Origin of the sequence: Bradyrhizobium guangdongense (genome assembly GCF_004114975.1) — a bacterium.
GTDB classification, from domain to species: Bacteria; Pseudomonadota; Alphaproteobacteria; order Rhizobiales; family Xanthobacteraceae; genus Bradyrhizobium; species Bradyrhizobium guangdongense.
Genome location: NZ_CP030051.1, coordinates 3705711 through 3721433, shown reverse-complemented (window position 1 = coordinate 3721433; position 15723 = coordinate 3705711). Strand labels below are relative to the sequence as shown.

Below are 15723 nucleotides of genomic sequence, written 5' to 3'. Positions count from 1 at the left end.
CAAAATTTCGAAATGCGATGGCGTCCGATGCGCAATGCCAAACGCGCGCATGAGAGGCCTGATGGCGGCAGGTAAACAGACCGGACGGCCGCCGTCTGTGGCGCAATTCACATTGCGGTATGACTTTTTTGGGGCCGATTGAGCGAAGCGTCCGTCAACGTCATTGAACAAAGCGATGGCCGCAACGGCTCAACCCATCCGGTGACAGGATGGGCACTCACAGGCGCACCTCATTCTTCGCGCTGCCTCTCAGGCATTCGACTTGCTTCCCGTCCCCACCGTCCGCTTCACCACCCACCCCAGCGTCGATCCCTGCACGATGATGCTGAACAGCACCACCGCGTAAGTGGCCGCCAGGATCAGCGGCTTCGCCGGATGATCCGGCAGGGACAACGCCAGCGCCACCGAGATGCCGCCGCGGACGCCGGCCCAGGTCAGGAACGGCGCGTTCGCCCATGAGAGCATCTTTGTCCAGGCGAACAGCAGCGGCTGCACGCCGACCGAGACGAACCTTGCCACCAGCACGATCGGAACGGCGGCCGTGGCGAGAAGCAATGTTCTGGGATCGAAGCGCAGCACCAGCGTTTCGAGGCCAATCAGGAGGAACAGCACCGAGTTGAGGATCTCGTCGACCACGGTCCAGAGTGCGAACACGTAGCGCTGGGTGCGCTCGCTCATCGCATAGCGCGGTCCGCGATCGCCGATCAGAAGACCGGCGGCGACCATCGACAGCGGGCCGCTGACATGCAGGTGCGAGGCCAACGCGTAGGTCCCGGTCACCAGGGCCACCGAGATCAGCACCTCGACCGCGTAATCGTCGATCAGGCGCATCGCGCGGTAGGCGACGTAGCCGGTGACGATCCCGAGCAGGATGCCGCCGACGGCTTCGCGCAAGAGCAGCTCGGCGACGTCGCCCACCGAGACCGAAGCGCCCTCGCCCGACGAGGCGAACCGCAGCAGCAGCGTGAACAGCACGATGCCGACGCCGTCGTTGAAGAGCGCCTCGCCTTCGGTCTCGACCTGCAGGTCTTTCGGAACGTTCGCGTTGCGCAACGTACTGAGAACCGCAACCGGATCGGTCGGGCTGATCAGGGCGCCGAACACCAGCGCCCATGCGAACGGGACGTGGAAACCGGCCACCGCCGCGACGCCCCAGAACAGCACGCCGACAACCGCAGTGGAGATGATCGTGCCGAACACCGCCAGCAGGAAAACCGGCACCGCCCGGCTGCGCAGCATATCCAGATCGACGTGCAGCGAACCGGCAAAGAGCAGGAAGGCCAGCATGCCGTTGACGACGATCTCGGTGAAATCGATCTGCTGCATGCCCTCCCTGAGCTGCTCGAGCAGCCGCAGTCCTGGAAACAGCGTATCCGCGCCGATCAGCACCAGCGACGTGACGACGCTCATCACCAGCAATCCGACGCTGTGCGACAGCGGCAGGAACTTGTAATTGAGCCAGCCGAACAGCGCCGACAACGTCAGCAACACGGCCGCGACATCCATGATCGAAAGCACGAAAACTCCTTGTTCCGGTCACGAGCCTACCACGCTGGAGCGGGTCTCCTGCAGTCCCTCGAAATTGCCTTTGCGACCGTGCGTTTTCCCCCTACAATTCCCCACCCCACAGACTTGCAGCGGAACTCATTAGACGCGGAGGAGAAGCTATGTCCAAGCCGGAAAGCTTCCCGATCGAAAAGATCTTCGTTCCCACGAAGCAGAAGAAGGCCATCAGGCCCGAGACCGTCGCGGAGGTCGCGGAAAGCATCATGGAGATCGGACAGCAGGAACCCATTTCCATCAGGCGCGACGGAGACCGCCTCGTTCTGGTCGAGGGACTGCATCGGTTAGAGGCCTGCAGGGCGCTCGGCGAGACGACCATTCTCGGTCTCCTTGTGACGGCCGAGCTTGCGCAACACAAGCCGCAGCTCGCCGAACGCCCCGAAGTCGAGGCTGAGCGCCTCAAAATGGCGCGATTGAAACAGTTGCGCCTCGAGAAGGAAGCCGCGGAGGCCGCGATGGCGGCCACAAAGCGCGCTGGCGCAATGGACGCGCCGCGCACCCGTTCGGCGAAAGGCGTCCGCGACAATCCGAAGGCATCAGCGGGCCGGACTGTGAAATCGACACCGAAAACATTGTCGGACTGGATCACGGAGCAGAAGAGCAGCGGCGGCCGCTATTGATTGCGGGCCGTCCGCCTATCGCCGCCGCTCGTTGTCAGGATGCATGAAGATATCATGCACCAGCCCGAGCTTCCCCAAGCCCAGAATGATCAGCCCATTGATGTCGATCTCGTACCAGGCGTGCGAGAGATAAGCATCGCGCGGGAAGCGGTGATGGTTGTTGTGCAGGCCTTCGCCGAAGGTCAGCAGCGTCGTGACCAGTTCGTTGGTGGTGCCGTCGTCGAGCTGGTAGCGGCGATAGCCCCATCGGCCGTCGCTGTGGCAGACCGAGTTGACCAATGAGGTGGCCATGGTCATGAGGTAGCTGCGGAACAGGCCGGAGAACAGCACGCAGCCGATCATGGTGTGCACGCCGCCGAAGGCGTAGCCGATGCCGCCCGGAATGATCAGCGCCGACAGCGCGTACCAGTACCAGCGCGTCCGCGTGAAGAACATGGCGATCGGGTCGGCCAGGACATCCCTGGCATAGTATTCGGCATCGGTGGTCGCCTGATCCCACACCCAGCCGCCCTGTGCGTGCCCCATCCCCTTGGCGAAGGAGGCGATGCGGCTGCCGAAGCCGTCATAATAGGGACTGTGAACGTCACCGGGCTTGTCGGAGTGAAGATGGTGGCGGCGGTGGTTGCTGACCCATTTCAGGATCGAGCCCTGCACTGCCATCGTGGCGACCGCCGCCAGGATCGTCCGCATCACCGGACCGCAGCGGAAGCTGCGATGCACGAAATAACGATGCATGAAGCCGATCCCGATCGTGCTCAGCACGAACATGCCGGCGAAGACGGACATCTCCACCCGCCCGATGCCTTGGGTGAAAGCCCAGACCAACGCGCCGATCGAGCCTCCGATCATCAGCGCGAAGGAGATGTAGGAATCGCGAAACTTGGCGTCGACGACGGGCCCTTCGACAAGGACGCCCGGCGGCATTTTCGGCCTCGCGCCCTGCTCCGGCACCACGCCCTCGATTACGGTCATTTCAGCCAGTCCATGGATGGAAAAGTCATTGTGCTGCAACGCAGGGTACAGACGCCGCCAGCGTCCCGCAAGGACCCGGGCGGCCGTAGAAGCGCGGAGTCATGATCTGAAACGATCGGGACGCGTGCTAAAGCGCTTGAGATGGGGTTGAATCAAGTCGCCGCGGCCTCGGTACACCTCTCCCGCTTGCGGGAGAGGTCGGCAGAACGCGCCGGGTGAGGGTTCTCTCCTCTGGGGGAGTGTCCCCTTGCGGAAAAACCCTCTCCCCGACCCTCCCCCGCAAGCGGGGGAGGGAGCGCACCTTTCTTGTCGCAGCAGATGAACCTGATCTCATCATGCTCTAGCTGGTCGGCTTGCCGGAGCATCGACTCGACCAAAAATTCATCCCGCTTCAATCCCGCGCCCGGCGCACCGCATCCTCCAGCTTGATCCGCTGCTTGTCCCAGCGCGCCTCCTCCGCCGCCGCACGTTCGTCGAGCGCGGCCAGCTCCGCTTCGATCTCGTCCAGGCGCGCCTGATGCTCCTGCCGCGCCTTGTCCAGCGCGGCTTGCGCGGCCGCGACCGCTTTGTCCCGGCGCTCGCGCGCCTTGGCGCGGGCGGCCTCTTCCTTGCGGCGCTCACGTTCGCGGCGCTGCTCTTCCCTGGCGAAGGCCGCGGCGGCTTTGCGCGCTTGCGCCGCGTCGATCTCAGGCTTCGCGGCACGCTTGGTCGCGCTTTTGGCCGGGCGCTTCTTCGGTTTCGATCTGGACTTCGACCTGGATCTCGCCGTGTCCTCGTCGCCAGCGAGGTCGGTCGGCAGTTGGGCATGCTCGGTGAACGGGCCGTCCGTTCCGACCGGACGCCTCAGCACGATTCCGGGCGCCGCCATGGTCGCGGCGACGATGTCAGGATCGTCGGTCTCCTTGGCGATGCCCTGATGGAACAGGTTGGACTTGGCGCCCCAGGCCTCCAGCGCCGCCTTCATCGAGGGTGCGGCGACCGCCTGGTCGTAGAAGCCGAGCGAGGTCTGAAACGTCTTCAGCTTCCTTGATGGCTTTTTCGGCATGTCGCCTCAGGCGGCCGCAGCGATCTCGTGTCCCTCGGCGGTCTTCACCACCAATACGGCCAGCGCCATCCCTCATAGCGAATGTACGACGGCACCAGCGGCGGACCGTAAGGATCGACGCGATCGTCTTCGGGGCGATACCGATAGCGGGGAACGACGTTGTAATCCCACGGCGTGGGCCTCAGCACGGGCGCGGTGACGATGAGCCGCTCCTGCGGCGCGCGAACGACGACAGCCTTCCGCGTCCGGGCTTCAGTGCCTGATGACCCCAGCAGCACAAGGGCCGTTCCGAGCGCGCAGGCGACAGTCATGATCTTCATGCGATGGTCTCCTTCCCGCCAAGAGTGCGGGAGGACGCCAGCCAAGGCAAGCGATTTCGCCTTCAACTTCTTGAATGACACGCCGTGCAGTGGGGTTTGCGCCGCGCCCCATCTCTCTCGGCTGCTGAAATCCGTGGGCACGCTCCGCTATTGCCCATCCTCCGAGACCTTCGCTGCGGCTCAGGCCGCGTGCTTGCCCGCGGCTTGCGGCGCGGTGATATCCTTCAGGCACACATCGCTGTGATGGATCGCGAGAATGTTGATGCCGAGCGTCATCAGTTGGTAGCCATTGTCCACCAGCCATTGCTCGAGCTGCCTCGGATCGGTCTTGATCTTCTCGATCAGCAGCATCGGGCAGTATGTCTTGATGGTCTCGCGCGCACCCGCAAGAGCCTCCAGCTCCATGCCCTCGACGTCGATCTTGATGAAATCGAGCCGCGGCAGATTGAGCTCATCCAGCGTCATCTTGCGCACGATGACGGTGTTATTGGTGTAGTCGATCGGTTGACCGATGAATTCGTTGCTGGGGCGTGGACGCAGCTCCAGGCTGCCGAAGCTCGACGGCGTGAAGTAATCCGGATTTGGAACCTGCATCGTGCCTGATTCGGAAGATACGGCCGCATGCACCGCCAGCGCGTTGAAGCAGTTGTTGATGGCGATGTTGCCCGCGAGCGCGTAGTAGATGCGCTCCTGCGCCTCGATCGCGATCACCGAGCCCCAGCCCGTCATCACCGATGCCCATTCGATCGTGTGGACGCCGATATTGGCGCCGCAGTCGATCGCGATCACGCCCTCGCCATGGTGCTTGCGCCGCAGGGCCAGCAGTTCGAGCGCGATCTTGACCTCGCCGGGATCGAAGGCGGCGGCCTCCAGGATCTGATAGCCGACGCCGTAGCCGCGATCAGGACCGACCATGCGATAGTCGAACCGATTGACTATCATCGTGCCATGGCTGGACGACGTCATGACAAAGGCCAGCTTTTGCCCCGCGATCGGCATTGCAGAATCTCCCCGCACCTTGCGTCGATGCAGATATCGCAGGGAGCGCTTATGCGAGGCTTGCCCGACCCGTAGGGCCGTAGGGTGCGCAAAGGCGCCAGGCGCCGTGCCCACCATCTCTCTCCGTTGGCAAACAATGCGTGGGCACGCTTCCGCCTTCGCCCTTCGAGCTACGGCGGACAAGTCGCTTTGCCCACCCTTGTATTAGCGCGCCGGGTTAGGATGGCCACGTTCCGTGAGGAATGGCCCAGCCCGGGTGGCCGCCCGAGCTGGGCCGCCGATCGATCGGATCGATGCCCACCGAAGCCCTGAAGGGCTGCGTTTCGTAGCAAGATCGCGGTCGGCACTTCAGCGGGACCCGCATGGTTGAACGAACTTCAGGTTCGCATTCACAAGGGAGGGTCGAGGAAGATGGCCAAGCATATCATGATCTGTGCCGGGATCGATACCGGCAAAGACAAGCTCGACGTGGCGGTCGACGGCAGCTCGGAGCGATTGCAGGTCGACAATACGGTAGAAGGCCGCCAGGAGCTGGTGGAGTGGCTGAAGGGCCACAAGGTCAAGCGGATAGGGATCGAGGCAAGCGGAGGCTATGAGCGGGCTGTCGTCGCTGAGCTGCGACGCAAGCGGTTCGTCGTCGTCCTGTTTCAGCCCAAGCAGGTCCGTGCCTATGCCACGTTCCATCAGCTGCTGGCCAAGAACGATACGATCGACGCGGCGCTGATCGCGATGTGCACTGCTGCGGTCAAAACGATCCATCCCGCTCCGGATCCGCGTCTGCAGCCCTTTGCCGAGCATCTGACGATGATCGACCAGATCACGGAGGACATCGCAAGACTGAAGAACCGGCTTGAGAGTTGCCGCGACACGCGGATTCAAGGGGTTTGGAAGGCGCAGATCGCGCTCCTGACCAAGTCCAAACGAGCTGAACTCAAAGCGCTGCTGGCGACGATCCGCAAGCACCCTGATCTGGCCGCACGGCTCGATCTGATCTATAGCGTCGCCGGCTGCGGCCTGCCGACCGCGGTTGCCGTCCTGGTCAGGATGCCCGAGGTCGGCAACATCACGCGTGGGCCCGCTGCAGCTCTCGGCGGGCTGGCGCCTTACGACGACGACAGCGGCAATCGCGCCGGCGCCCGTCACATCGAGGGTGGCCGCGAACGCCTGCGCCGGGCGCTCTACACCGCGGCCCTTGCGGCATCCTTCCGCTGGAATCCGCAGCTCAAGGCTCTGTACGCCCGCCTGATCGCCGCCGGCAAAGGCCACAAATGCGCGCTCATCGCCTGCGCCAGAAAGCTGCTCGTCACGATCAACGCCGTCGTCGCCCGCGGAACTCCCTGGGTGGCAGAGCTGCCTCAACTCGCCAAGCGGCCCGCCGCCTGACCCGTTTCTTTGTTCGACTAGGCGACCGTTTCTTCGTCCCGACCTGCCGCAACAAAGACGCCGCGCGCGGCGGCCGTCAAGGCTGGCCGTCGCTCTGCTCCCGCCTTACATCAGCTGCTGCCAGGCCACGCCTTGATGGGCGCAAGCGCGGCGTCACCATCAAGGCCATCGGGGGCGACTTAATGGTTGCTACGAAAGCCCTGGCTACACGGCGCTGTCAATTGCCCCGCAAGCTCAGGATGTACTCCGACAGCGCATCGGCCTGATCGGGCGCGATCACGAGGTTCGGCATATCGTGATGACTGGTTCGCCAGAACACCTTGAGCGAGAGCGCGGTGGTGCCGTTGCGATCCGCGACGGCCTGAAAGCTCGGAGCGAGGTCGAAGAAGCCGGACATGCCCGGCTCGATGGCGTGGCACGGTTGACACCAGGCCTGCGCGAGGCGATGTCCTTCCGAGACCTTGCGCAGCGAAGGCCTGGAGGCGCCGGCCGCGGTGTGGATGACGCCGAAGAGAAACAGGATCGACAGCGCGATCAGGACGGCGAGGCCGAGGTAAATTCGAATGCTGCGCGACATCGCTCCGCCCTCGCCTTCGCTTGCATGACTTGATAAGCGTAAGTCGGAGCGCGCGGCGGCCAATTGATCTGCATCAAGTGGGCGGCGCGATGCGCGTAGGAAGAGATGCAGCGCAAACGTTCGGAAAGGATGATCATGAACGGCAATCGCTACTACGGCGTCCGCGTCGAAGGCGCGAAATACGGCGTGGGCTTCGGCTCCGCGCTCGCCATCGCGATCTCCTACACCAACAACCACTCGATCCTGTGGGCGATCATCCACGGGCTCCTGGGCTGGCTCTACGTAATCTTCGTCGCGCTGTTTCGCTGACGCTCCGCCGCTTTCCACTCTCTAGCTTCGAGATCGAGACCATTATGACCGACGCCACCAAATGTCCGAACTGCCAATCGGAGCACGCCTACCAGGATCGCGATCTCTGGGTTTGCCCGGAATGCGCCCATGAATGGAGCGCGGCCGGCGATGCGGCCGCCGCGGTGCCACAAGAGGCCGGCGTGCGCGACGCCCATGGCAATCTGCTCAGCGACGGCGACAGCGTCATCGTCATGAAAGACCTCAAGGTCAAGGGCTCCTCCTCCGTGGTCAAGGGCGGCACCAAGGTCCGCAACATCCGTCTCCAGGACGCAACCGACGGCCACAACATCGCCTGCAAGATCGACGGCATCGGCGCCATGAACCTGAAATCGGAGTTCGTGAAGAAGGCGTGAGGCGCAGCGGATGCGGCCCCGGTGATGACACTGGGCTGATCCGCGCAGCCGTTCACCATGGCATCATGCGCCTGTTTTGCCCGACGGGTCAACCGCTATTCGGGATCGCCGAAATCCGAAAAAGGCGCAGGCATTTCTACTGTGCATGGGGTTGTTTTCGCGATTCTCCTAGCGCTGCCTTTGTGCGAGGTAGAAACCGCACAGCACCGTCACGAGGCCTGCGGCCTGCAATGACGTCGGCGGCTCGCAGAGGTCAGCGCCCAGATCAGCTCACCCCACGCGCTTGCAGGTCTGAAGCGCGCCGGCGAATGCGGAAGGCGCACATCAAGCTTCCTCGCCGAACACCATGCGCCATCCCTTGCGCGTATCCATGTATTCCCGGACCTCGCGGATGCGGTCGCCGGCAACCGTGAACACGAAGCAATAGTCGTTCTCATAGGGCTTGCCACCGGGGAGAGTCGCGCGCATCCGCTCTTCCACGATCACGGTATCGCCGTCGGCGTAGACCCCGCGAAAGGCGATATCGATCCCACCAAACATCTTGTGCATCTCCTGCGCGATGAAGCGCGCGATCTGCCTCGCCCCGACCATGTGGTCGGTGTGATCGAGCGCGACCGCCGTCGCGTTGCCTTTCGGCGCGATCCATTCGGCATCGTCCGTGAACAGCGCCGCAATGCGATCCACATCGCGTGACGAGAAGGTTTTCCAGGCGTTGAGGACGATGTCCTTTGGGCTGATCACGATGCGCTCCCTCGGCTTGCGAGATCTGAAGCGGCGTTCTAGGCCCCGCCGCGCGATGCGGCTCGCCATAATCGGACTCGGTCATCCCACGGCTGTTCCACCGCCGCAGGCATGCGCTATCATCCATCCATGTTGACCTTCGAGATCTGCAATGCCGCGCGACTGCGCCGCGATCCCCGCTATGACGGGCGCTTCTTCACGGCGGTGAAGACGACGGGGATCTATTGCCGTCCGGTCTGCCCGGCCAAGCATCCGCTGACGCGCAACGTCACCTATTATCCGACGGCAGCCGCAGCGGAGGCGGCCGGATTTCGACCCTGTCTGCGTTGCCGTCCCGAGACCGCGCCGTTCTGCCCGGCCTGGAATGGCACGCGCTCGACGGTCGCGCGCGCGGTGAAGCTCATCAATGCGGGCGCGCTCGACCAAGATAGCGTGGTGGCGCTCGCAGCGCGCCTCGGCATCTCGTCGCGTCATCTGGCGCGATTGTTCGAGCGCCATGTCGGCGCAACGCCACAGCAGCTCGCCAAGACCTTGCGCGTCCAGCGCGCCAAGCGTCTGGTCGACGCCGGCGATCACACCATGACGGACATCGCATTCCAATCCGGCTTCGGCAGCCTGCGCCGCTTCAACGCCGCCTTCGCCGAGCTCTACGGCCGATCGCCGTCGAGCCTGCGCGCGATGCGCAGGACATCATCGCTCAGAAAAACCCGGGACTGAGATCGAGCCCATAGGTCAGGCTCAGCACGAACACGAACAGCGCGGCGGCGGCGAACAATACGAGATGCCGCAGGATGAATGCACGCGACGAGGTGACGACAACAACAGCTTTCTGCGCAACGGGCATGACAGTCTCCATTATGAAAACGATTCTTGGCCGCCAATATGCGGCGCCCGCATCAAGCACGTTGATCGGCAAACCAACTGTTAAGGAGATCACACTCGTTTTGAACCGCGATACACAACTCGCGCATCACGAGGGATTTTCTGCCGACGGATTTCTCAGTCCGCGCATCAAGGCGAGACGCTTTGCGGGCCATGCAAAAAAATGGCCGGGACGAGCCCGGCCATGATGTCGTGAAAAGCTTCGCACCGAGCTCAGCCCGGCGCGGCAGCAACTTAACGGGCGGAACCCGTGGTCACCGTCGCGGTCTTCAGCTTGCGCGGCGCCAGGACACTGGCCTGGAGCGCCGTCACGCTGGTGGCGGGCGCCGTCACTTGCTGCTCGACATGGGCGGCGCCGAGCACGCGGACCTGCACAGGAGAGGCCGGAATGCCATTGGCCTCATAGGCCGGCAGCTCGGCCGCGAAGGTGGCAGTCGAGCTCGCGATGGCGAGGACAGCGGCTGCGATCGACAAAGTCTTCTTGTTCATGGTGATGCTCCAAAGAGAAGTTCGGAGCCAATGTAAGCCCGATTTGCTGCATTGCGACATGCATTGCTGCATCGCAATAACGCGCCTCGCGCATGGCAATATATTTAACGTGTCCAAAGACTTGGACGAATCGCCAAGCGCTGGGAGTCAGCCGCCCATGACGTTGCCCCAGCCGTCAAAGACGTAGGCCCTCCAGGCCACGGTCCCATCTCCGCGTGACCGGCTGGCCCGGCGATAATCCTCGGCCTGGTCGGCAGTCCAGGTGATGATCGTGCCGGAGACGCGATCGTGCAGAATGGCGGGCTCAGTGGGATCGAAGGCGTCCATGGGACGGAGCGAGGAATGCGTCATGGCCGACCAACGCAGTAGCGCGGGCAAGGTTGCCGCGTGCGCCGGTACAGCTATCCAGCGGGAACCGGCGTTGTATTGGGGCAACACTGGCTCGAAAAGCCCATTCCGGGGAATTTGCGCCATTGCGCCGCCATATCATCCTCCGAACAATTGACGCGCCGCGTGCTTGGCTGTGCAATCTGGTTCGCTGGCGAACCTTGGAGGCAGGGATCATGAATGATCGGCGGTCTCTTCTTGTGGCGGTCTCATGCCCCTCGGCCGTGATGGTCGGCTGGCTGGCGCTCTCCCTCTCTGCCTACGCCCCGGCTCTGATCGAAAACAGCGGAGCCAACGCAACCGCGGTCTCCCGCGCGAAAGACCTCACGCGTCTCGACCTCGCCGACATCCCGCGCGCAGCGACCATAGACGATGGCATCGCGCTGACCGCTGACATCGCCGCCGCCGCGGCTGCGACGCCGAGCGTGGCGATCATCGAAGCGCCACCGCCCGAAGTGCCCGTCCCCGCCGTCCAGCTCGCCTCGGCGGATCCGACCGACATCGTGCCGCCGGCCGCCCCCGCCCCTCAGATTGCACCTGAACCTGCAGCCGCGGCCAGCGAGGCCGAGGCTGAGCCCGCGCCCGCGCCTCCCGTCAAGCTCGCGTCCGCCGATCCCGGCGATGTCGTGCCGTCGGAAACGCTGTCGCCCGCAGCGCTTGCAACCGGCCCCGCGGTCGAGAGCAAGGCATCGCCACCCGCCGACACCGTCGCCGTGCTCGACGAATGCTTCTCCATGGATGCCTGCATCGACCGCTATCTCTGGACACTCTATCAGCGCACGCCGAAGGAAGACTCGATCAAGGTCGAGGACCGCCGTGCCGTCACCATCAAGCGCAAGGGCAAGATGGTCACGGTGATGCGCAGCTACACAAAACTCGTCGACGAGGATTTTGCCTGGAAGGATCCGAAGGCGGCCGAGCACGCCAACATGCCGCTGATGGACTACGTCATCGGCGGAATGGACAAGAGCTTCAAGCAGAAGCTGTTTCGCACGCTGCTCGCCGCCGAGGCTGCCGGCCTGTCGCCGGGCATCACCAGCGCGTTCCGCGACGATTACCGGCAGTCGATCGCGAGCGGCTTGAAGGCGGCCTCCGATCGCTCCTATCATGGCGGCAGCTCTCGCGGCGGCTACGGTCACGGCATGGCAGCCGACATCGTCAGCATCAAGGGCGATAACCGCGCGCAGCGCTGGGCCTCCACGGAAGTGCTGTGGAAATGGGTGGACGCCAACGCCAAGGCGCTTGGCATCGGCCGGCCCTATCTCGGCCGGGATCCGCCGCATGTCGGCCCCATCGACGGCCAGGAATACATCTCCAAGCGCGGCCTTGCGACCGACCGCAAGGAAGCCGCCAACGTCAAACCAAAGAAGGCTCGCGTAGTCGCCAGCGCCAAGCCGTCGAAGGCGCAGGCCGCCCGGCTGCAGAAGAGCTTGGCAAAGCCGCAGAAGTCGGCGCAGTCGGCTGCGAAGCGGACGACCTGATCCAGGCTTACCTGCCCGATGCCGGCAACGGCACCAGGCACATCTCGGCCGATCCAGCCTGCTGCGTGCGAACGAGCACCGCGAAGATCGTCTCGGCCGCAAGCCGCACCGCCGCCTCGATCGCCGCCCCCTTGGCAAGATGCGCCGCAATCAGAGCGGTGAGCAGGTCGCCGGTGCCGTAGGGGCGGATCGGCAGCCGCGGCGTTGCAAATCGTGACAATTGCCCATCCGCGCACAGGATCGTCTCCACCTGCCCTGCCGGCGTATCGGCCAGCGCGCAGCCGGTGGCGACGACATCGATCCGCCGGTGCCCAGCAAGCCCGGCCGCCGCGGCGCGCAAGCTGTCCGTGTCCGCGATCGTGACGCCGGAGAGCATCTCGAGCTCGAACTGGTTCGGCGTGACCAGGTGTGCCGCCGGCAACAGGCGGTGCCGCACCAGGTCGAGAATGCCGTCGGCGACATAGATGCGGCCGTCATCCCCGATGACGGGATCGCAGAGATAGATGAGCTTCGAATTGCGCGACAGCGCGCGCTCGACGAAATCAGCGACCACGACGGCGTTGTCAGGCGAGCCGAGATAGCCGGTAACGAGCACAGCGGCTTCATCGACAAGATCCCGCTCTTCGACGCCGGTAAGCAGATCCGCGACGAACCCGGCATCGAGCACCCGCCCGCGCAAGGTCGGGTAGCGCGGATGGTTCGACAGCAGTGTGGTGGGCACAGCGGCGACATTTACGCCCTCCGCCTGAATGGCGTGGACCGCCGCGCTGTTGCCGACATGGCCGTGGACCACCTGGCTTTGAATGGAGATGACCAGCATGCAGAGGTCCGTAAAACCAATCGTGACGCGGGGCAAGCCTAGCGGGGATCACGAGATGTCGTAGCCGAGCCCCGGCCGCAGCGCCTGCATCTTCCGCGCCAAACGCCGGTGTCCCGTCTCCTCCGATCGTGCCAGCTGATTTGCAACCGCGACATGGTCGGCATCGCCCTTGTGCTGATTGAGCTTGGCTTGCCCTTCGATCTGGTCGACCACGATTTCGGCGACGCGGATTGCGGCCAGCATGCTTTCGCGCTTGCCTGCCTCCATCTGCGCAAGAGTCCACGGCTCTTTCGGCAGCCGCGACTCGGCGACGGCAAGCAGCGCATCACCATGGCCGCGATTCTCCTCGTGACCGCGCAGATGCGCCACACCCGACAGATGCACGGCTTCATAAAGCCAGGTCGAGACGTTGTCTGGCGAGGCGTACCAGTCGTTGGAGATGTAGGCATCGTCGCCCGCGACGACCAGCAGGAACCGCCTGACGCCGTCGGCAAGCTCGACCAGCGGATTTCTTGCCGTGAAATGGATCTGCACGATCGCATGCCCGTCGCGCTCGGACAGCACGAAGGGTACGTGCGAAGCGCGCGGGCCTGTCGCATCTGCCGTGACGATCACGCCGAAGCCGCGCCGGCGCGCAAATTCCAGCGCGCGCTGCTCCTCGATGCGAAACTGGGGGCGAAGGATATGCATGGTGCCGTACTCGATCCGGACGAAGGCGATGCAATGCTAATCTATGCTGCCGCCGATTCCGAAACGATATCGAGCCGCAAATGCACAGGTCAGGAATGCCCGCCGCGGCGGACCAGCTCATCGAGATAGGCGCAGAACATGTCGGCTAGCCCCTCGGCGTGGCGCATGATCTCCGCCTCGCTGCGCGGCGTCTCGGAGAACCGTTTTCCCACCGATGCCAACGTCGTCTTGATCAGCTCGCCGGCAAGCTCGCGTGTCGCATCCGGGACCTCCGGCAGTGCCTCGCCCATGAAGACTGCGATGATGCCCTCGCCGGCCGCCCGCGCCTCCTGCGCCTCGGGCGCGTCACGATAGAGCGGCGCCGCGTCGCTCAGCGCGCCACGGATCGCGGCTTCCTCACATTCGGAGCGAACGAAAGCGTGAACCAGCGCGCGCAGCCGCGCCGGCGGTGGCTTCGTTCGATCCGCGAGAATGCCGCGCAGGAGCTCGCTCGTGCTGCGCCATTCATCGCTCTGCAGGCGGAACAGGATCGCCGCCTTGTTCGGAAAATATTGGTAGAGCGATCCGACGCTCACCCCGGCTCGCTCCGCAACGCGCGCGGTGGTGAAGCGTTGCGCGCCCTCCTTCGCCAAGACCTGAACAGCCGCATCCAGAATGGCGGCCACCAGTTCGTTGGAGCGGGCCTGCTGCGGCTGTTTTCGTGAGGAAACTGAACGAGTTCGACGATCGGCCATGGCGCGTCCGGGGAATGCGAATAGGAAATGCGACGAATTAGTCGTATTTCAGCTCCTGCGCAAGCACGCGCTTTGGACTCTGGAGACGCCCATGATCACCCCCACAATCACCTCGCTTGCGCCGCTGCTGGATCGCCTGTTCGACCAGGCCGAAGCAGCAGATGGCGCAACGCAAGCTGCCGTCGCCGATTTGAGCGACGCTGACCGCGCGCGGATGATGCGAAGCAAAACCGATTACCGCGACCTCTACGCACGCCTGAAGGACGCGCCGCTCGCGGTCTCGCGCGAGACCGGCCAGTTGCTCTACATGCTAGCGCGCAGCTCGCGCGCGAAGGCGATCGTCGAGTTCGGCACCTCCTTCGGTATCTCGACCCTGCACCTCGCCGCAGGCTTGCGCGACAATGGCGGTGGCCGCCTCATCACCAGCGAGTTCGAGCCGGCCAAGGCGGCGCGGGCCCGCGAAAACCTGGCGGCCGGCGGGCTGATGGATCTCGTCGAAATCCGCGAAGGCGATGCGCTGAAGACGCTGAGCACCGCTCTGCCGGATCAGATCGATCTCATCCTGCTCGACGGCGCCAAGGCGCTCTACCCTGATATCCTCGATCTGGTCGAAGATCGCCTGAAGCCAGGCGCGATCATCGTCGCCGACAATGCGGACTTCAGCCCCGACTACCTGGCGCGCGTCCGCGATCCCGGCTCCGGTTACATGTCCACGCCCTTCGCCGACGACGTCGAGCTTTCCGTCCGGATCAATTAGGACCAGGTCGAACCCCTCGCGACCCTTCGGAGCCGCCGCGAGGCGGCTTCACCGTTTCGCCCCTGGAATGATCAGGGTTCTCCCCTGTCGCAGCGTCGTCACTCGGGCGTGATAGCCGGCAAGGCCATGTCGCGTGCTGAATCTACGAACCGCGCGGGTTCTTTCGCGCGCCACGCCCGAGAGCTCCATGCCGTCCGCTTTCACCTCTTATGCCGCGCTTGCCCTCGCCATCGTCTTGGAGGTGACGGCGTCCGCCTTCCTGCAGCAATCCGCCCAGTTCACCCGGCCCTGGCCGACGCTGGCGATGGTGCTGTTCTATGTCGCCTCGTTCTATGCGCTGTCGGTCGCGATCCGCGTCATCCCGCTGAGCATCGCCTATGCGATCTGGGGCGGCGTCGGCATCATCCTGACCGCCACCGTCTCCTTCGTGCTGTTCCGCCAGATGCTGGACGCCGCGGCCTTCGTCGGCATCGCCCTGATCGTATCAGGCGTCGTGGTCATCAACCTGTTCTCGCAAACGACGGCGCATTGAGGTCGGCAAGCTTCGCCACGTCTACGC

General features: G+C 64.2%; 22 protein-coding genes. 9 read left to right on the top strand and 13 right to left on the bottom strand.

Annotation, left to right across the window (positions count from 1 at the left end):
- Positions 1-249: 249 nt before the first annotated feature.
- Positions 250-1518 carry a cation:proton antiporter gene (locus X265_RS17785; protein ID WP_128965976.1) on the bottom strand — a complete coding sequence of 423 codons (1269 nt, stop codon included), beginning with the start codon at positions 1516-1518 and terminating at the stop codon, positions 250-252.
- Between the two features lie 149 nt (positions 1519-1667).
- Between X265_RS17785 and X265_RS17780 the strand changes: the two genes are divergently transcribed.
- A complete protein-coding gene (locus X265_RS17780; RefSeq protein ID WP_128965975.1) occupies positions 1668-2183 on the top strand; it encodes a ParB N-terminal domain-containing protein in 516 nt (171 codons plus the stop codon).
- Positions 2184-2198: 15 nt separating this feature from the next.
- On the opposite strand, the gene X265_RS17775 is transcribed toward X265_RS17780, so the two are convergent.
- The 4 genes from X265_RS17775 to X265_RS17755 all read right to left on the bottom strand — a co-directional run bounded on the left by X265_RS17775 (position 2199) and on the right by X265_RS17755 (position 5519).
- Positions 2199-3155, bottom strand: coding sequence for an acyl-CoA desaturase (locus X265_RS17775; RefSeq protein ID WP_128965974.1), 957 nt, complete (start codon positions 3153-3155; stop codon positions 2199-2201).
- A 391-nt stretch (positions 3156-3546) separates the two neighbouring features.
- Positions 3547-4200 carry a cell envelope biogenesis protein TolA gene (locus tag X265_RS17765; protein WP_128965972.1) on the bottom strand — a complete coding sequence of 218 codons (654 nt, stop codon included), beginning with the start codon at positions 4198-4200 and terminating at the stop codon, positions 3547-3549.
- 44 nt (positions 4201-4244) lie between these two features.
- On the bottom strand, positions 4245-4520 hold the full coding sequence (locus tag X265_RS17760; protein WP_128965971.1) for a hypothetical protein: 276 nt from the start codon (positions 4518-4520) through the stop codon (positions 4245-4247).
- A 180-nt stretch (positions 4521-4700) separates the two neighbouring features.
- Positions 4701-5519, bottom strand: coding sequence for an FkbM family methyltransferase (locus tag X265_RS17755; protein WP_128965970.1), 819 nt, complete (start codon positions 5517-5519; stop codon positions 4701-4703).
- 411 nt (positions 5520-5930) lie between these two features.
- Here X265_RS17755 and X265_RS17750 point away from each other — a divergent pair, with 411 nt between their 5' ends.
- Positions 5931-6902 carry an IS110 family RNA-guided transposase gene (locus X265_RS17750; protein WP_128963081.1) on the top strand — a complete coding sequence of 324 codons (972 nt, stop codon included), beginning with the start codon at positions 5931-5933 and terminating at the stop codon, positions 6900-6902.
- A gap of 217 nt (positions 6903-7119) precedes the next feature.
- On the opposite strand, the gene X265_RS17745 is transcribed toward X265_RS17750, so the two are convergent.
- Complete coding sequence (locus X265_RS17745; protein WP_164938646.1) at positions 7120-7479, bottom strand: c-type cytochrome; 360 nt, start codon at positions 7477-7479, stop codon at positions 7120-7122.
- Positions 7480-7614: 135 nt separating this feature from the next.
- Here X265_RS17745 and X265_RS40530 point away from each other — a divergent pair, with 135 nt between their 5' ends.
- Positions 7615-7788 carry a hypothetical protein gene (locus X265_RS40530; protein ID WP_164938645.1) on the top strand — a complete coding sequence of 58 codons (174 nt, stop codon included), beginning with the start codon at positions 7615-7617 and terminating at the stop codon, positions 7786-7788.
- Between the two features lie 44 nt (positions 7789-7832).
- Positions 7833-8183, top strand: a complete 351-nt coding sequence (locus tag X265_RS17740; protein ID WP_128965968.1) for a zinc ribbon domain-containing protein YjdM — start codon at positions 7833-7835, stop codon at positions 8181-8183.
- Positions 8184-8507: 324 nt separating this feature from the next.
- Here the strand turns inward: X265_RS17740 and X265_RS17735 are convergent, their stop codons facing one another.
- Positions 8508-8924 carry a nuclear transport factor 2 family protein gene (locus tag X265_RS17735; RefSeq protein WP_128965967.1) on the bottom strand — a complete coding sequence of 139 codons (417 nt, stop codon included), beginning with the start codon at positions 8922-8924 and terminating at the stop codon, positions 8508-8510.
- A gap of 129 nt (positions 8925-9053) precedes the next feature.
- Between X265_RS17735 and X265_RS17730 the strand changes: the two genes are divergently transcribed.
- A complete protein-coding gene (locus tag X265_RS17730; RefSeq protein ID WP_164938644.1) occupies positions 9054-9641 on the top strand; it encodes a bifunctional transcriptional activator/DNA repair enzyme AdaA in 588 nt (195 codons plus the stop codon).
- Here X265_RS17730 and X265_RS40525 read toward each other — a convergent pair.
- Positions 9622-9768, bottom strand: coding sequence for a hypothetical protein (locus X265_RS40525; RefSeq protein WP_164938643.1), 147 nt, complete (start codon positions 9766-9768; stop codon positions 9622-9624). The genes X265_RS17730 and X265_RS40525 overlap by 20 nt on opposite strands.
- Between X265_RS40525 and X265_RS17725 the strand changes: the two genes are divergently transcribed.
- A complete protein-coding gene (locus X265_RS17725; RefSeq protein ID WP_128965965.1) occupies positions 9767-9994 on the top strand; it encodes a hypothetical protein in 228 nt (75 codons plus the stop codon). The two genes, X265_RS40525 and X265_RS17725, sit on opposite strands and share 2 nt — an antisense overlap.
- 46 nt (positions 9995-10040) lie before the next feature.
- Here the strand turns inward: X265_RS17725 and X265_RS17720 are convergent, their stop codons facing one another.
- Both X265_RS17720 and X265_RS17715 read right to left on the bottom strand, forming a co-directional pair.
- Complete coding sequence (locus X265_RS17720) at positions 10041-10295, bottom strand: hypothetical protein (RefSeq protein ID WP_128965964.1); 255 nt, start codon at positions 10293-10295, stop codon at positions 10041-10043.
- Between the two features lie 147 nt (positions 10296-10442).
- A complete protein-coding gene (locus X265_RS17715) occupies positions 10443-10646 on the bottom strand; it encodes a hypothetical protein (protein WP_128965963.1) in 204 nt (67 codons plus the stop codon).
- A gap of 212 nt (positions 10647-10858) precedes the next feature.
- Between X265_RS17715 and X265_RS17710 the strand changes: the two genes are divergently transcribed.
- Positions 10859-12163: a M15 family metallopeptidase domain-containing protein gene (locus X265_RS17710; protein WP_128965962.1), complete on the top strand. Its 1305-nt coding sequence runs from the start codon at positions 10859-10861 to the stop codon at positions 12161-12163.
- Positions 12164-12170: 7 nt separating this feature from the next.
- Here the strand turns inward: X265_RS17710 and pdxY are convergent, their stop codons facing one another.
- The 3 genes from pdxY to X265_RS17695 all read right to left on the bottom strand — a co-directional run bounded on the left by pdxY (position 12171) and on the right by X265_RS17695 (position 14407).
- Entirely contained in the window at positions 12171-12983 is an 813-nt protein-coding gene (gene pdxY, locus X265_RS17705; protein WP_128965961.1) for a pyridoxal kinase, read from the bottom strand.
- Positions 12984-13031: 48 nt separating this feature from the next.
- The gene (locus X265_RS17700) at positions 13032-13673 is read right to left on the bottom strand and encodes an FMN-binding negative transcriptional regulator (RefSeq protein WP_128965960.1); all 642 of its coding nucleotides are present in this window, start codon (positions 13671-13673) and stop codon (positions 13032-13034) included.
- An 89-nt stretch (positions 13674-13762) separates the two neighbouring features.
- The gene (locus X265_RS17695; RefSeq protein WP_128965959.1) at positions 13763-14407 is read right to left on the bottom strand and encodes a TetR/AcrR family transcriptional regulator; all 645 of its coding nucleotides are present in this window, start codon (positions 14405-14407) and stop codon (positions 13763-13765) included.
- 91 nt (positions 14408-14498) lie between these two features.
- Here X265_RS17695 and X265_RS17690 point away from each other — a divergent pair, with 91 nt between their 5' ends.
- Together X265_RS17690 and X265_RS17685 are read left to right on the top strand one after the other, a co-directional pair.
- The gene (locus X265_RS17690; RefSeq protein WP_128965958.1) at positions 14499-15164 is read left to right on the top strand and encodes an O-methyltransferase; all 666 of its coding nucleotides are present in this window, start codon (positions 14499-14501) and stop codon (positions 15162-15164) included.
- 187 nt (positions 15165-15351) lie between these two features.
- The gene (locus X265_RS17685; RefSeq protein WP_128965957.1) at positions 15352-15696 is read left to right on the top strand and encodes a DMT family transporter; all 345 of its coding nucleotides are present in this window, start codon (positions 15352-15354) and stop codon (positions 15694-15696) included.
- Positions 15697-15723 lie beyond the last annotated feature (27 nt).

Excerpts from the sequence above, each read along its gene's own strand:
- pdxY (WP_128965961.1), bottom strand. The coding sequence starts at position 12,983 with ATGCTGGTCATCTCCATTCAAAGCCAGGTGGTCCACGGCCATGTCGGC.
- X265_RS17740 (WP_128965968.1), top strand. The coding sequence starts at position 7,833 with ATGACCGACGCCACCAAATGTCCGAACTGCCAATCGGAGCACGCCTAC.
- X265_RS17725 (WP_128965965.1), top strand. The coding sequence starts at position 9,767 with ATGACAGTCTCCATTATGAAAACGATTCTTGGCCGCCAATATGCGGCG.
- X265_RS17720 (WP_128965964.1), bottom strand. The coding sequence starts at position 10,295 with ATGAACAAGAAGACTTTGTCGATCGCAGCCGCTGTCCTCGCCATCGCG.
- X265_RS40530 (WP_164938645.1), top strand. The coding sequence starts at position 7,615 with ATGAACGGCAATCGCTACTACGGCGTCCGCGTCGAAGGCGCGAAATAC.
- X265_RS17760 (WP_128965971.1), bottom strand. The coding sequence starts at position 4,520 with ATGAAGATCATGACTGTCGCCTGCGCGCTCGGAACGGCCCTTGTGCTG.
- X265_RS17750 (WP_128963081.1), top strand. The coding sequence starts at position 5,931 with ATGGCCAAGCATATCATGATCTGTGCCGGGATCGATACCGGCAAAGAC.
- X265_RS17755 (WP_128965970.1), bottom strand. The coding sequence starts at position 5,519 with ATGCCGATCGCGGGGCAAAAGCTGGCCTTTGTCATGACGTCGTCCAGC.
- X265_RS17765 (WP_128965972.1), bottom strand. The coding sequence starts at position 4,200 with ATGCCGAAAAAGCCATCAAGGAAGCTGAAGACGTTTCAGACCTCGCTC.
- X265_RS17730 (WP_164938644.1), top strand. The coding sequence starts at position 9,054 with ATGTTGACCTTCGAGATCTGCAATGCCGCGCGACTGCGCCGCGATCCC.
- X265_RS40525 (WP_164938643.1), bottom strand. The coding sequence starts at position 9,768 with ATGCCCGTTGCGCAGAAAGCTGTTGTTGTCGTCACCTCGTCGCGTGCA.
- X265_RS17695 (WP_128965959.1), bottom strand. The coding sequence starts at position 14,407 with ATGGCCGATCGTCGAACTCGTTCAGTTTCCTCACGAAAACAGCCGCAG.
- X265_RS17745 (WP_164938646.1), bottom strand. The coding sequence starts at position 7,479 with ATGTCGCGCAGCATTCGAATTTACCTCGGCCTCGCCGTCCTGATCGCG.
- X265_RS17715 (WP_128965963.1), bottom strand. The coding sequence starts at position 10,646 with ATGACGCATTCCTCGCTCCGTCCCATGGACGCCTTCGATCCCACTGAG.
- X265_RS17685 (WP_128965957.1), top strand. The coding sequence starts at position 15,352 with ATGCCGTCCGCTTTCACCTCTTATGCCGCGCTTGCCCTCGCCATCGTC.
- X265_RS17690 (WP_128965958.1), top strand. The coding sequence starts at position 14,499 with ATGATCACCCCCACAATCACCTCGCTTGCGCCGCTGCTGGATCGCCTG.
- X265_RS17775 (WP_128965974.1), bottom strand. The coding sequence starts at position 3,155 with ATGACCGTAATCGAGGGCGTGGTGCCGGAGCAGGGCGCGAGGCCGAAA.
- X265_RS17700 (WP_128965960.1), bottom strand. The coding sequence starts at position 13,673 with ATGCATATCCTTCGCCCCCAGTTTCGCATCGAGGAGCAGCGCGCGCTG.
- X265_RS17710 (WP_128965962.1), top strand. The coding sequence starts at position 10,859 with ATGAATGATCGGCGGTCTCTTCTTGTGGCGGTCTCATGCCCCTCGGCC.
- X265_RS17780 (WP_128965975.1), top strand. The coding sequence starts at position 1,668 with ATGTCCAAGCCGGAAAGCTTCCCGATCGAAAAGATCTTCGTTCCCACG.